Origin of the sequence: Sulfurimonas sp. (genome assembly GCF_016744025.1) — a bacterium.
Taxonomy (GTDB): domain Bacteria; phylum Campylobacterota; class Campylobacteria; order Campylobacterales; family Sulfurimonadaceae; genus Sulfurimonas.
This window is the reverse complement of the sequence record NZ_JADGFC010000053.1, coordinates 1-15,008: the sequence shown is the minus strand read 5'-3', so window position 1 is coordinate 15,008 and position 15,008 is coordinate 1. Positions and strand designations below refer to the sequence as shown.

Here is a 15,008-nt window from a genome sequence, read left to right as displayed (position 1 = left end):
GTATAAGATGGCTGAACTCTTAAAAAATCTATATAACCAAAACTATATCAAGTTATTATCAAATGAGATTAAATCTTTTTACTCTGAGTTTGATAGCTTAGGTTTTGCAACAAATATTTTTAATGAAAATTGGGATGATAAAGAGTTAAAACAGAGAATGAGACATATATCTATAGTTTTAGGTGATTTCTTACCAAATGACTACACTCAAAGTATAGAAATACTAAAAGATTCTTTTTCAAGACTCAACCATAGTTACGGACTTGAGAATATGATATTTCAAGATTATGTAGAAGTTTATGGTCTAGATAATTTTAAAGTATCTATGAAAGCCTTAGAACACTTTACAAATAAGTGTTCATCAGAATTTACTATAAGACAATTTATACTGAAATATCCAAAAGAGACAATGGCTCAGATGCTTGTCTGGGCAAGGTCAAGTAATCATCATGTAAGAAGACTAGCATCTGAGGGTTGTAGGCCTAGACTTCCTTGGGCTATTGCATTAGGTGATTTTAAAAGAAATCCAAGTGAGGTTCTTATTATCTTAGAAAAACTCAAAGATGACGAAAGTGAATATGTAAGAAAAAGTGTCGCAAACAATATTAATGATATCTCAAAAGACAATCCAAAGATAGTAAAAAAATTGGCAAATTCTTGGATAGCAGATAATAAAAATAGAGACTCTCTTTTGAAACATGGATGTAGAACTCTTTTAAAAGCTAGTGATAAAGAGGTTTTAAATCTTTTTGGATTTACACATCCAGAGACCATAGAATTAAATAACTTTGAAATCACGAGTAATGTTAAGATGGGAGAAGAACTTCTGTTTTCATTTTTAATAAATTCAAAAAAAGAACTTGGAAAACTAAGAGTTGAGTATGCAGTAGATTTTTTAAGAAAAAATGGAAGTCATAACACTAAAGTGTTTAAAATATCTGAGGGAGTATTTACTCAAAATGAAAAGATCATTTCAAAAAAATACTCTTTTAAAGCGATAAGCACACGTGCTTATTACAAGGGTCAGCAAAAACTTTCCATCATAATCAATGGCATTGTTTTTGCCGAGAAAGAGTTTACCCTTTCTTAACAACTATAGATGCAACCTTAACTCTCTCACCTTTAAGATTAGTATCTACTCTTTCTTCGTAGTAGATAACATCTAAACCTATAAAAGAGTGTAATAGCTCATTTTTACGTAGTAGGTAGTCAAGATTCATTGTAGGTATCTTAAAATCACCATGAGCAACTATGAATGTCTCAAATATAATCACTCCACCTGGTTTTAGCGCATCTTTCATTTGAGAGACTAAACGACGATTTAGATAGTTCATATTTACAATAAGATCATATTTTTTGGGAGTTATATTATATTTATCTAGGTCTGCATCTATTTTATTTATAGTAGGCGAATTTTTCACAAGTTTTAGTGCATAGTCAGAAATATCAACGGCATCTACATCAAAACCTTTTGCAGCTAAAAAGTGAGTGTTTCTCCCTGTTCCACATGCTAAATCTATTGCTTGACCAACATTTACATGTTCTATATATTTTTCAATTATAGGTGTTACATGCTCTGGCATAGGACTAGCTTCATATCTTTCATTCCATCTTTGTTTATCTTCTATCATATTATTTCCTTGTTTAAAAATTCAATTAAATTCTCTTTTGAGAGAGGTTTTGAGTAGTAATAACCTTGAAATATATCACAATGAGCAGCTTTAAGAACTTTAATCTGCTCATCACTCTCCACTCCCTCTGCTAAAGTTTTCATGTTAAAGTTTTTTCCTATGTTTATTATACTCTGAACAAGAGCTTTTTCACTTTCATCATACAAGATTTTATCTATAAAGCTCTTATCTATCTTTAACTCATTTATAGGAAGATCTCTTAAGATGCTAAGAGATGAGTATCCTGTACCAAAATCATCCAGAGATATTTGGATACCATATTCTTGTATATCATCCAAAAGTGGTAGAACATCATCCAAGCTTTCTATTGATAAACTCTCAGTAATTTCAAGAGTAAGACAAGTTCTAGTAAAGTTTTCTATCTCTACTGCTTTTAACAAGTTAGACAAAAAATCTGCTTCCATGAGTTGAACTACTGATATATTTATGGATAAGTTAAATGAAAGATCTAACTCATCTCTAATATTTTTTATATCTCTTAGAGAACTGTAAATAATAAACTCACCAAGTTCTTTCATAAGTCCTGTCTCTTCAGCTACTGGTATAAACTTGTCTGGACCTACAAAACCAAGCTTTTCATTTTCCCATCTGATGAGAGCTTCAACTCCATAAAGGCTTCCATCTGAGTTTATCTGAGGTTGATATGCCATCCAAAGTTCATTGTTTTCTATTGCTCCACGAAGTTCTTGTTCTATATCTGACTTTACAACACTACTATGTCTCATTTTCTCTGAAAATAAACAGTATGAATTTTTATGTTTTTTAGCCTCATACATTGCAGTATCTGAAAGACTTAAAAGCTCTTCTATACTTAGTGCATCTATAGGGTATTGAGCTATTCCTAAACTTACTCCTACTCTAAACTCTTTGCTATTTACATGATATGTCTTTGATACTATTTGTATAACTTCTTGAACTTGTAACTCTAACTCTTTTTCTTCAATACCTTCTTTTAAGACTATGAATTCATCTCCGCCTTGTCTAACAAGCATATCACCAACATTAAAAAACTTCTCTAGCCTTTGAGCTACTTCGACAAGAATTTTATCACCAATGGTATGTCCAAACTTATCATTTATATTTTTGAAATTATCAAGGTCAAGAAATAAAACATAATACTTTTGTGCATGAGTTTTTTTCCACTCTTTTATATTTGTATACATATAAGTTCTATTTGGTAGATTAGTTAATGTATCGTGCTGTGCTTGAAAAACAAGCTCTTTATTTTTTCTTTTTTCAGATGTAGAAATATTATAAAATAGCACATAAAAGGCTAAAGAGATAATAGTAAAAAGGATTAAGTAAAGTAAGGCATTATAATAAAATTCATACATAACTTCTAATTTACTAACTTGAACAGTTATCCACAAATGATATCTTGAATCATATGTGATACTAAAAATCATATTTTTTTCTAATGGATTAGTGGCTTCTATAGTTAGAGTCTTTGCATTTTTTCTTAACTTATCAAAAGAGTAGTTATATTTTTTCTGTAATCCAGAGTTTACACTTTGAACAGCTTTATCAGGAATATGGTCGTTATATAACTCTTCGTATGATATGTTTTCATGATTAGTGTAATACTGTCTATATACTTTTTTATTGCTATCAAAGTCTTTTGTTATTTCAATAGTTATATTTTTTGACAACTCTAAAGTATCGAGGTAGTGTCCCTTATTAGTATTTTTTATTCCAGCGATTACAACACCAAGCACATTGCCATTTTTATCTCTAATAGCTTTTCTAAGAGGTATAATCCACTCTTTAATTGTTTTAAAATAATAGGTCTTAGCAACGACCATATTTTCACTTATTAGTGACTCTTTAAAGTCATTACTTGTTACTGCATCTATTAAAAGGTTTTTATTTGGATTTATTTTTATATTTGAACTAGATAAAATAACATTACCATTAACATCTGCAAGTCCAAAACTAACTAAGTATGGGTTTTGTTTTAGTAAGTCATCTAATATTAGTTTTGATTTTTGTATATCTTTGTAGTTGTTGTTTTTAAATAATTGTTTTCCAATAATGCCTAAAACCATATCTTTTTGCAAGAAATCTGAATTTACAGATTTAGATAAAAGCTCTGTGTAATGTTGTATTTGAATATGATATCTATCATTTATTTCATTATAGTTCACATATAACAGCGTGAGAACTAAAAAAGTTCCACTCAGTAGTATCAGATAAAAGATTTTCCATATATTACTTGCTATTAACATGTTCTGATTATACCTAAAACTCATATTTGTAAAAGATTATAAAATTAAGATAATCTTATTTTATAATCTTCGTATCCAAATTCTTTTATGATTTCTAAAGTATTATCTTTTCTTTTTATCATAAGAGATGGAAGCTTAATTCCATTGAATGTTGTATTTTTACCAAAAGTATAGTGAATTTGGTCTTCAAAAATTACTTTATCTCCAATTTCTAAGGCTTTATCAAAGGAGTAATCTCCCATAATATCACCTGCAAGACATGTATTTCCAGCAAATTTATATGTATACTTTTTCTCACCGGCTTCACCTGAGCCTCTAACATCTGCACGATATGGCATGGCAAGAGTGTCTGGCATATGGGCTTCTGCTGAAGTATCTAGTATTGCTATATTCATTCCATTATCTACAATATCGAGTACAGTAGAAACTAAAACTCCAGTTTCCCATCCAATAGCTTCTCCAGGTTCAAGATAAACTTCTACATCATACTTAGCTCTAAACTCTTTAATGATTCGAATTAACTTTTCAACATCATAACCTTTTTTAGTGATGTGATGTCCTCCTCCAAAATTAATATACTTAAGAGTTTTAAAATATTTAGAAAATTTATCTTCAAAAGCAATCAAAACAGCTTCTAATTCATCTGCTCCCTGCTCGCAAAGAGCATGAAAGTTCAGACCATCTACATAGTTTAGAACATCTTCATCAAAGTTTTTTAAAGTTGTTCCCAAACGACTATAGATGCCACATGGGTTATATATCTCTTTTGGAGATGCAGAGTGTTCAGGGTTTATACGTAGAGAGATACTGGCATCTGGATTAATTTCTTTTACTCTGTGTACATATTTAAAAAGTTGATTAGGAGAGTTGAAAACTACATGATTAGAGATTTCAGCTATTTCATCTATATCTTCATCTTTATATGCAGGAGAGTAAGTATGTACTTCTCCTCCAAACTTCTCGTAAGCTAGTTTTGCCTCATGAAGTCCACTTGCAGTACAACCTTGAAGATACTCTCGTATCTGTGAAAATGTACTCCACATAGCAAAGCCTTTAAGAGCCAATATTATCTTGGCTCCGCTTTGTTTTTGAACGTAATCAAGCAGCTTTAGATTATTTTCTAAAAGTTCTTCTTCGCATATATAACATGGTGTTTTAATGTTTTCAAAATTATTCATAGATATTTTATATATCCAGCTCTTTTACCTGCCAAGGAAGACCTTGAGTGTTCATCTCATCCATAAATGGATCTGGGTCAAATTGTTCCATATTAAAGACACCTACACCACTCCACTTACCTTGTAACATAAGTTTAGCACCAATCATTGCAGGAACTCCAGTAGAGTATGAAACTCCTTGAGAATTTGTTTCTGCAAAACAATCTTCATGCTCTTTTACTTGGTAAATGTATATCTTCTTTTTCACACCATCTTTAAGACCCTCGGCAACTATACCTATGTTTGTCTTACCAGTTGTTCTTGGTCCAAGAGATGCAGGATCAGGAAGAAGAGTACTCAAAAACTCCATTGGAACTATTTTTTGTCCCTTGTGCTCAATCGGCTCAATACCTAACATCCCCACATTTTCTAAACACTTCATATGAGTCAAATAGCTCTGCCCAAATGTCATAAAAAATCTTATTCGTTTTAGACCTTTGATATGTTTAACAAGTGATTCCATCTCTTCATGGTAAAGAAGGTAAGAATCTTTTGGCCCTACTTCAGGATAATCCCAAACTTGCATTATTTCCATAGGCTCAGTTTCTATCCATTCACCATTTTCCCAGTAACGACCCTTTGAGCTTACTTCACGAAGGTTTATCTCAGGGTTAAAATTTGTTGCAAATGCGTAACCGTGATCACCTGCATTACAGTCCATAATGTCAATAGTATGAATCTCATCAAAGTAGTGTTTTTGAGCATAAGCACAAAATACATTTGTTGCTCCAGGGTCAAATCCACTTCCAAGAAGTCCCATGACACCAGCTTCTTTAAACTTCTCATCTCTTGCCCATTGAAGTTTATACTCAAACTTAGCTTCATCAGGATGCTCATAGTTTGCAGTATCAAGATAATGAGTCTTTGTAGCAATACAAGCGTCCATAATAGTTAAGTCTTGGTATGGAAGTGCAACATTTATAACTATATCTGCATTACATGCTTTTATTAGTTCTATTACTTCTTCTGTTACATCTGCATCTACTGTTGTAATTTCTATGTCAGCATCTACAAAATCACCTTTAATAGTCTCGCATCTACCGATACTTCTACTCGCTAAAACAATCTTTCCAAATACCTCTGAATTTTGTACACACTTGTGTACAACTACACGGCTAACTCCGCCTGCACCAATAATTAATGTTGTCAAAAACTTTCTCCTAAATATATATAAAATGAGTTCTCACCATCTTCTGAGGAAGCGTGAGCTAAATAAAGTGGTCCTAAAAATGTTTCTGCAGCTACATAGATGCTTACAGATTTTTTAAGGTCTTGAAAATTTCTATATTCACCATCAGACCAAGCATCCCCAGCTTCTAAAGTAAAACCTGCGTATAAAGGTGTATTAAGTGAACCAAAGAAACCACCATCTTTTATTCGATATCTATACTTTGCAAGTGCCAAAAACATATGATTACCAATTAAGGTGTATGGTTTATAAGCAGACATATTAAAAAGACCACCTAGTGTAAACTTATCACTTAAAATAAGACTATCCTCGTTGCTATTATTGTAAGTTGTACCTGCTTTTACATATGTGGTTATATTATTATTGTAAAGTGTAAGAGGTTTTTTGATATCAAAATAAATTTTTTCATGATCATAATCACCACCAAGATTCTTCATCTCTTTTTTCCATTTAAGATTTGATTTAATACCTTTACTTGGAAAGTTAAAATTATCCAAATTATCTACTAAAATTGAAGCATACATAGGTCTAGATTTATATTGTGTTTCAGAAGTACTATTTGTTGAAATATCAATTGTATCCTTTTAAAAGAACCAATCCCTATTTCAAGCTGATAGTCAGTTCCTATATTCGCACCCACTCCTATAGAAGCTCCAACACTTCCTGTTTCTAGCTCTACAGTACCACTATCGTAAGAAAAGTACTCTATAGTTTTTTCATAAAGGATAGATGGTTTTAGATAATATCTTTGCATAGAGTCAAGAGGTTGATAAAATTCAGTATAAGCTTTTTGGTTCTCACCAATTTCAAAATCATTCTTCCACTGAGCCCCATATTGATTTAGGCCAAACATTGTATAACCAGCTTTAAATGAGTAAGAAGACTGTCCTTCAAAATCATCTTGTACACCTATAGAAAAGCGAATATCAGCATGATTGTTCCAACTTGGAGTTGTAATAATCACTAGTATAGTTTTTCCATCAATCTCTTTGAGCTTATACTCTACACTATCAAATATTGTCATATTATAAATATGCATCAACTTTTCTCTTAAGAGCTTTTCATCTAGTCTATCACCAACTTTAACACTGATTCTTTGAAGTATCGAATCATCACTTATATATGTTGGGTTTTGTATTTCAATAGCATCTATTATTGGACTTACTCTTTTTTTTGCTACTCTATGCTTTTGTTTATACAGCTCATACTCTTCATCACTTAGACTAAGATGCTTTAACTTACTCTCATAAGATTCTTTGGCAATATCATAACCTCTTTGCACAATCTCTTTATACTTATGAGCATCTAAGCCATTAAAGCCTTTTAAATCTGGTGTTAAGAGAATATCTTTATCGGTGAGTTTTTGTATTGATTTATTTGCATTCTTTCTCATCAATATATTAACCATCTGTCCAAGAACAACAAAATAAGAGTTAATATCTATCTCTTCATCAAAATTTTCACTCACGTCAACAGCTATGACAATATCTGCACCCATGTCTTTAGCAAGTTGTATCGGAATGTTATCGCTAACTCCTCCATCTACAAGATCAACGCCATTAATATTAATAGGTTGAAGTCCACCAGGAATAGAACTTGAAGCATAGATAGCTTCCCCAAGAGAACCTGACTTTAGTACAACTGCTTCGCCATTAGCTATATTTGTAGCAAGTGCACGAAATGGTATAGCAAAATTATCAAAATCTTTAATATTTTGAGTATGTTGAGTTTCTTCCATCATCTTAAAGAGTAGAGGTTGTCTTTTTAAAACACCAGTAGGTAGAACAAGAGTATTTTTAGAGTCGATTCCAAGACCAAGGCGACCTTGATATGAATACTCTACTTCTTTTACTCGCATAGGAGTATCAGCTCTATCAAAATCTGTTCGTATATACTTTCTCCAGTCACTTGTGACTAGCATCTTCTCTATTTCTTGAGGAGTTTTACCTGACGCATATAATCCACCCATAAATGAGCCCATACTCGCACCTACAATAATATCTATAGGAATTTTTTTCTCTTCTAATACTTTTAAAACACCAACATGTGCTCCACCTCTAGCTCCACCACCACTTAAAACAAGTGCTATTTTTGGTCTATCTTGTGCAAAAGAAGATGCAAAGACAAGGGCTAGAATGAGTAGTATTTTCATAATTACTCTATACTAAGTTAAATGCCACAGCCAAAACTGATAACCAAATAAGAGTTGTCACTATAAGACTTAAAAGAACTAAGGTTGCACCTGCATCTTTAGCCTGCTTTGCAAGAATGTGATAATCACTTGTAACCAAATCAACAACTCTTTCAATAGAACTATTTGCAACTTCTGCTAATACTGGTATAAACAAAGATATAAACAAGATGCTAGAGTGTCCAAAACTAATAGGAAGGTTCCAAGCTACTATGCCCATAACACTAAGCATAAGCAACTGCCACTTAAAAGATGTCTCATTTTTAGTTATATCTATAAAACCTTCTACTGCATACATTCCATTACGAAAAAGTGAATGTTTAGGCTTGTTTAGTTTCATGTTTGTCCTTTAGATTTATAATAGTTTCTCTTAGATTTTCTGCTTTAGTTTCTCTGCTCATTGGTTCTGAGAAGTAAACAGTTACGACTCTTTTACTAGAGAGTTTAGTTTTTTTAGTTTTAGAAAATAAACTTCCATTCATTCCATCAATGAAAAATCCAACAATTTTTCCATCATATTCAGGACAAATCATCTCATAACCTCTGTAAAAATCACCTATTTTTCCATCTGGACTTATCTTTCCTTCTGGAAATAAAGAAACAATTTTACCATTCATTAGTCTTTGAGATGCGTCTTTAGAAGCCTTTTGTGAAACAGGGATAACCTCACCTTTTTTTAATGCTTTATTAAAAAGTTTCCAGTTATATATATCTTTGTCTATCATAAAGTTAAGTCGTCTTTTGATAGGTACTTGAACTATAACCCAGTCAACCCAACTTACATGGTTTCCTAAGAGTAAAACTCCCTTAGAAGTAGAAATATTTTCTAAACCCACATAATGAAAGTCATATTTAAACTTTAAAAGTATCTCTACAAATGCCCAAAATGTCATAACGAAGTATCTATGTAAAACAAGATATGTAAGAGCTATTCCTACAACTCCCATGATATATATAAGAATGGTTGCATTCATTCCATTATATGCAAATACAGTTGTTAACATCAAAAATGAAAACATAAAAATATTTTGAACAAAGTTGTTTCCCGCGAGTATCGTACCTAGATGCACACGAGGAGATAAAAATTGTATTTGTGCATTTAAAGGAACCATAATAAATCCTGCAAAAACACCAAATAGTGCGAACAGAATTGCCATAGTTGTCATAGATCCAGATAATGGAATCAGAAATACTATGATAGTTATAGCTAAAGAGCCAATAGCTACTAAACCAGTTTTAATATAGTACTTTGAAAGATTAGCAGCGAGTATTGATCCACTAACTATTCCTATACCAGCAAGAGCCATTACACCTTGGATATATATAGTATTTATTACACCTAATTCACTCTTGGCATACTCACCAAATACAGCTAAAATAACTTGAGATATAGACCAAAAAAGACCAAGAGCTATAATATTTTCAAAAACTTCTCTTTTTCTTCTAATAATCTTTATATTTTTTTGTAAATATTTACCTCTAATATATCTAGCAAAACTAAACTTTTTTTCACTCTCTTGTGGCATCTTATTTGGAAGTTGTAAAGCCAATATAAACTGTATAACTGAGCCAAGAACTAAAAGCCACCCTGCTGGAGCAATGAGATTTAATATATCTTCTTTTGTCACAAAGGTATCATCGAGCATATTCTCAAATAAAATAGTATAAAAAAGCATACCGCCAAGAATTGCAACAGTTGTAACAGCCTGAACTGCTCCATTTCCGCTACTTATATGCTTAATACCTACTATTTCTTTTATGTAACCATATTTTGCTGGTCCATAAATTGCACTTTGAAAAGCTAGTAAAAATGTAAAAGCAAATGCTGTGTAAAAATGTCCATTATAGTAAGAGTACGTAATGGCAAGTGTTATAAATACTGCAAATAAAGCAGAGTATTTCATAATTTCATTTTTGGGAAATCTATCTGATAAAAATCCAGTTGGAGAAAAAACTAAAATAAATGGCAAAATAATAAGTGCGTTTACAATAGCTGTTAAAACAATTTGCATCTCACCATCATAAATTTTAAAGATGGTATTTTGAATAATTATTTTATGTCCTAAATCTGTAAAAGCATTTAAAAACACAACTATTAGGTAGTTTACTACGCCTACTATTTTGAACATTTCTTTCATCTAGTTATCTTCTTGCTTTACTAAAGTTGTACTCCAACCCTCGTAATAACCAAGATTTTCTTTTACTTTAGCAAAAAGTTCGTCAACAACTTTTTTAACTTCTACTTCAGTCACATCATGCTTTTTAACAAGGGCCACACCATGTTCAAACTCTTCAGAACTTATATCATCTTTAAAAGTAAACCCATCAAGATCAAGTGTATTTACAAATCTATTTTTTTGCGTTGGAGTATCAAATGCTACATAATGTTCAACATCTCTTTGTATAGTTAAGTCTTCTTCCTCTTCTTGGAGTAAAAAGATTATCTTGGCACTTTGGATGTGACAAAATTCCAACTCTGTTGGAAAAAGTTGAGTTTCATAAAAACCCCATTTTGTATCTCTTACAACATTGCTTTCATAAACATAGTTTGAAGGAGTTAGTATTTTACTAGCTATTGAGTCAAGCTTTTTAGAATCATATGCATAGAAATAAAACTCATTCCATCCATCAATAACTCTAGTTCCAACATATATGGCTCTATCTTGATGTTCTAGTGCAATAATAAGAGCTTCTTTAGTCTCTAAAAACTCTTCATAACCTTCTTTAGTTTCGTCTAAAGAATCATATTTTACAAATATACTAAAAAGCCAAGGGTTCATCTCCTTTGCATCTGTTGCTTCAACGTTTACTTCAATAACTACTTCACCATTATCTTCTAATCTATTAAAAATTTCTCTCATATACTCTCTATCATTTTTTATTTATTATATCTAATTAATCATTAAGTCATGGATTTGAAGTGATATGAAGAGTGTAAATAATTGAAGGTAAAAGGCTTAATTATAAAGAAGAGTTTGCGAAATTCCATTTAGGGTTAATGGTTCTGGTATAAGTGAAAAGTTATAAGTATTTTTATGTTTATTAAGTTTTATGTAAGCTTCATTATTCGCAATAAAATATAGCTGGTCCATACTAATTGCATCTTTGATAATTGGATATTTATTAGTTGCTAACTTTATAAACTGAAAACCACTATCAAAGACAGAACTTTTAAAACTAAAATCTACTATTATTTTATCTGGCGTATTATTATTAAGCCAAGCTTCTAAAAGAGAAACTTTTGTAAAACATGCAAAACTCCATTTACAAAACATTCCATCAACTCCATCCTTAAAAACACCAAGTGTTTGAAGAGAGTTAGATAGTACAAGAACTTTTTGTTTCTCATAAGGAAGATAAGCTTGTGCTTGTTTTGCAGTCACTTTTCCCTTATGAAGTAAAAACCTTGAACTGCTAGGTAATGATTTAGGCATATTAGTTTTAAGATATGGATATATCTCTTTAGACTCTTTAGCTCTTTTGTATATATAAAATTCTATAGCTCCACAATAGTGACGTGATAAAGCAAAGGTATTATTTAAAACCTTATTAAATCGTTTTGTAAGTTCAACTCTAAGCACTTCAGATTTTGCAACTGCATTGATACTTTTACTCACTTCATTTTTATTTAAAAAGTTGTAAAGAAATTGTGTAAATTCAGATATTTCTTTTTGTTCTAACATAAGTTTAACTAGGTTATCATCATTAAAATTACAGTCAAGTTTTGTAAATTCTTCTATAGTATATTCAAAGTTTGGAGCATATAGTTTTGCATCTAACTTAGGGTACTTTTTCACCTTAGTCATAGCAATAGAGATTTTATCAAGAAGAGGAGAAATCAATGTAACAATCACTTTTTTTGGTTCTAGTTGTGTTGAATTAACCTCGTCTAGTTGTGAATTAAAACCATTAATAAGCGCAAAACGATTTTTACTAAACTTGACTTTTGTAGAGTGTGTTTTGAGTATACATGAGATTTTTTTGCTATCTATTGTATGTTCTATCGACTCTTCAAAAAGATAAGTAGATAGTATAAAGTAAGTAACTTCTGGATAATCTTCTTCATGTACTTGAGAGTTATTAAAAGTCTCATTAAGAAGAGCGTCAAAAGCATCTGTAACCCAGTCAATGTTTAAATTTTCTAGGTATAAAAGACAGATTTTTTCAATAAATATTTTCTTCTCAGTTTGTATTTTTTTTAATTTTTCTAATTCTTCATCTTTTAAAGATTTTTCATTTGTAAGTTTTTGTAATTTTTGAATAAATCCATCAAATCTAAAAGGTTTATAAATAACACCAAGAGTATTTTCTTTTACAGCAGAAGATAAAACAAGTTTTGTAGAAGATGCAGTAATAAAAACAACTTGTAATTCTTCGAGTTTACCAGTATCTTTTAGTATCTCAACAAACTCATCACCGTTAAGATTAGGCATGTTAATATCACTAATAATTAGCTTGATATTATGACCTTCACCAATTCTACCAAAAGCTTCCATCCCATCAACTGAAGTATAAATACTGTCTGCATGGAATTTATAACTATCAATATTGTTAGTAAGTAATGCTTTTTTTATAATCTTAATAATCATAGGACTATCATCAACTATAAGTACTGGTGTCGTTATCATATTATTTTATTCTTACACATTATCAATGATTATATACAAAGGGTATTAAATAGCATCTTGATATATATCAATACAAAAAAAGTTCATGAAAACAAGCTTCCAAAGAAGGCTCGAGAATGACTGAAAATAGATTATATATTTACTATTTCGTTTATTTCTAGACCAAAGCCACCTAAACCAACAAACTCAGTTTGTTTAAGGGATGTAATAAGGTTCATTTTAGAAATACCAAGAGATTTTAGTATTTGAGCACCAGTTCCAATCTCTTTCATCGCTGCATTATCTTGATGGTTTGTTTTGTTGATAAAAACTAAAACACCACTATTTTGCTTTAGATATTCTATTGAGTCTACAAGATTATTATATTTTTTTTGATTTAAAAGAAGTTCTATATCTGGTATAACATTATGAACTCTTACATTTGATACTTCTCCTGCATTATAAAAAACTACAGCAGTATGCTCTACATCATCATGATCCAAAAATGTATGTTGTTTAACTTTTACACCAAAAAAATCTATCTCTTGTACACTAGTCTCTTTAACTAGTCTCTCATTTGCTAAACGATACTCAACAATATCTGAAATGAAAACAGTTTTAAGAGAATGTGTTTCACCGAAGATATCGAGATCATCACGTCTAGCCATTGTTCCATCTTCTTTAATAATTTCACAAATAACAGATGATTCACTAAGCCCTGCTAAACGACATAAATCAACTGAACCCTCAGTATGACCAGTTCTAACAAGAGTACCACCATCTTTAGCTATAAGAGGGAAGATATGTCCTGGTTTAACTAACTCATCTGCATGAGAAATTGGATTTGCAAGTATTTTAATAGTATCATCTCTTTCACCCGCAGATATACCTGTTAAAGCGTCTTTAGCATCTACAGAAACTGTAAAAGCTGTTTCATAAGACGATGTATTTGAGCTTACCATAGGATTTAAATCAAGACGAGTAGCTATAGATTTACTAAGAGCAACACAGATTAAACCTCTTGCATGAGTAGCCATAAAGTTGACATTTTGAGGAGTTGAGAATGCAGATGCATATACTAAGTCACCCTCATTTTCTCTATCTTCATCATCAACCATGATGACCATTCTTCCTTTTTTTATCTCTTCTATTACTTCTAATACTCTTTGTGTAGGTGTCATATATTCTCTTTTTTTTATTTAGCAGGATTATACATAAAAGTTAATTAAAAAGAGTTCAAAACAAACTTTATAAATTTAACTCTGTTTCTCTTGACTTTAAAAAACTATTTGTCTATAATTTCGCTCCAACAAACATCGTAATCACGTTTGTTAAACACAGCGGAATAGAGCAGTTTGGTAGCTCGTCGGGCTCATAACCCGAAGGTCGCAAGTTCAAATCTTGCTTCCGCAACCAATTTACACTAATGATGGGGATTCGCCAAGTGGTAAGGCACTAGCTTTTGGTGCTAGCATTCACAGGTTCGAATCCTGTATCCCCATCCACTCTCTTAAAATTTAGCGGAATAGAGCAGTTTGGTAGCTCGTCGGGCTCATAACCCGAAGGTCACAGGTTCAAATCCTGTTTCCGCAACCAATCATAAACTAATCATATAACTTTTAAAAATATTATCTAAAACAGTCTACTTTTATAGAAATCTAAGTTTCATATGATAAAATTTCACCACATTTTCAAATGATGGGGATTCGCCAAGTGGTAAGGCACTAGCTTTTGGTGCTAGCATTCACAGGTTCGAATCCTGTATCCCCATCCACCACTATTAAAAATCAACCGCCAATTCCAACAACAAGTGCAATTTCCACCTAAATTAGCTAGCTAATCTTTTACTCATTTCACTGAAAAACACTTCATACGGAGTTTTGTATTT

At 31.4% G+C, this 15,008-nt stretch carries 12 protein-coding genes and 4 tRNA genes; 5 read left to right on the top strand and 11 right to left on the bottom strand.

From position 1 onward, the window contains the following. A partial coding sequence (locus tag QZZ48_RS08830) for a DNA alkylation repair protein (RefSeq protein ID WP_294964513.1) occupies window positions 1–1,090 on the top strand: 1,090 nt, incomplete at its 5' end. Here the strand turns inward: QZZ48_RS08830 and QZZ48_RS08825 are convergent. The 11 genes from QZZ48_RS08825 to QZZ48_RS08775 form a co-directional block, all read right to left on the bottom strand. Beyond that, complete coding sequence (locus QZZ48_RS08825) at window positions 1,077–1,631, bottom strand: methyltransferase domain-containing protein (RefSeq protein WP_294964510.1); 555 nt, start codon at window positions 1,629–1,631, stop codon at window positions 1,077–1,079. The genes QZZ48_RS08830 and QZZ48_RS08825 overlap by 14 nt on opposite strands. Beyond that, window positions 1,628–3,916, bottom strand: coding sequence for an EAL domain-containing protein (locus QZZ48_RS08820; RefSeq protein WP_294964507.1), 2,289 nt, complete (start codon window positions 3,914–3,916; stop codon window positions 1,628–1,630). The genes QZZ48_RS08825 and QZZ48_RS08820 overlap by 4 nt, the downstream gene beginning before the upstream one ends. Window positions 3,917–3,960: 44 nt before the next feature. Further along, a complete protein-coding gene (gene nspC, locus QZZ48_RS08815; RefSeq protein WP_294964505.1) occupies window positions 3,961–5,094 on the bottom strand; it encodes a carboxynorspermidine decarboxylase in 1,134 nt (377 codons plus the stop codon). Window positions 5,095–5,101: 7 nt separating this feature from the next. Next, window positions 5,102–6,283: a saccharopine dehydrogenase family protein gene (locus QZZ48_RS08810; RefSeq protein ID WP_294964503.1), complete on the bottom strand. Its 1,182-nt coding sequence runs from the start codon at window positions 6,281–6,283 to the stop codon at window positions 5,102–5,104. Continuing rightward, a complete protein-coding gene (locus QZZ48_RS08805; RefSeq protein ID WP_294964501.1) occupies window positions 6,280–6,819 on the bottom strand; it encodes a BamA/TamA family outer membrane protein in 540 nt (179 codons plus the stop codon). The genes QZZ48_RS08810 and QZZ48_RS08805 overlap by 4 nt, the downstream gene beginning before the upstream one ends. 8 nt (window positions 6,820–6,827) lie before the next feature. Beyond that, on the bottom strand, window positions 6,828–8,474 hold the full coding sequence (locus tag QZZ48_RS08800) for a patatin-like phospholipase family protein (protein ID WP_294964498.1): 1,647 nt from the start codon (window positions 8,472–8,474) through the stop codon (window positions 6,828–6,830). 7 nt (window positions 8,475–8,481) lie between these two features. Continuing rightward, window positions 8,482–8,853: a diacylglycerol kinase gene (locus QZZ48_RS08795; RefSeq protein ID WP_294964494.1), complete on the bottom strand. Its 372-nt coding sequence runs from the start codon at window positions 8,851–8,853 to the stop codon at window positions 8,482–8,484. After that, window positions 8,834–10,651, bottom strand: coding sequence for an MFS transporter (locus tag QZZ48_RS08790; protein WP_294964492.1), 1,818 nt, complete (start codon window positions 10,649–10,651; stop codon window positions 8,834–8,836). Before QZZ48_RS08790 ends, QZZ48_RS08795 begins: the two co-directional genes overlap by 20 nt. Beyond that, on the bottom strand, window positions 10,652–11,374 hold the full coding sequence (locus tag QZZ48_RS08785) for a DUF695 domain-containing protein (RefSeq protein ID WP_294964490.1): 723 nt from the start codon (window positions 11,372–11,374) through the stop codon (window positions 10,652–10,654). A 96-nt stretch (window positions 11,375–11,470) separates the two neighbouring features. Beyond that, window positions 11,471–13,141 carry a response regulator gene (locus QZZ48_RS08780; protein WP_294964487.1) on the bottom strand — a complete coding sequence of 557 codons (1,671 nt, stop codon included), beginning with the start codon at window positions 13,139–13,141 and terminating at the stop codon, window positions 11,471–11,473. Between the two features lie 131 nt (window positions 13,142–13,272). Next, entirely contained in the window at window positions 13,273–14,301 is a 1,029-nt protein-coding gene (locus QZZ48_RS08775; protein ID WP_294964484.1) for a bifunctional 3,4-dihydroxy-2-butanone 4-phosphate synthase/GTP cyclohydrolase II, read from the bottom strand. A 158-nt stretch (window positions 14,302–14,459) separates the two neighbouring features. On the opposite strand from QZZ48_RS08775, the gene QZZ48_RS08770 reads away from it, so the two are divergent. The 4 genes from QZZ48_RS08770 (at window position 14,460) to QZZ48_RS08755 (ending at window position 14,894) form a co-directional block, all read left to right on the top strand. Next, a tRNA-Met gene (locus QZZ48_RS08770) sits at window positions 14,460–14,536 on the top strand. Between the two features lie 14 nt (window positions 14,537–14,550). Continuing rightward, window positions 14,551–14,625: transfer RNA gene (locus QZZ48_RS08765), tRNA-Gln, on the top strand. A 14-nt stretch (window positions 14,626–14,639) separates the two neighbouring features. Next, window positions 14,640–14,716 (top strand) — tRNA-Met (locus tag QZZ48_RS08760). Window positions 14,717–14,819: 103 nt separating this feature from the next. Continuing rightward, a tRNA-Gln gene (locus QZZ48_RS08755) sits at window positions 14,820–14,894 on the top strand. The last annotated feature ends 114 nt before the right edge of the window (window positions 14,895–15,008 follow it).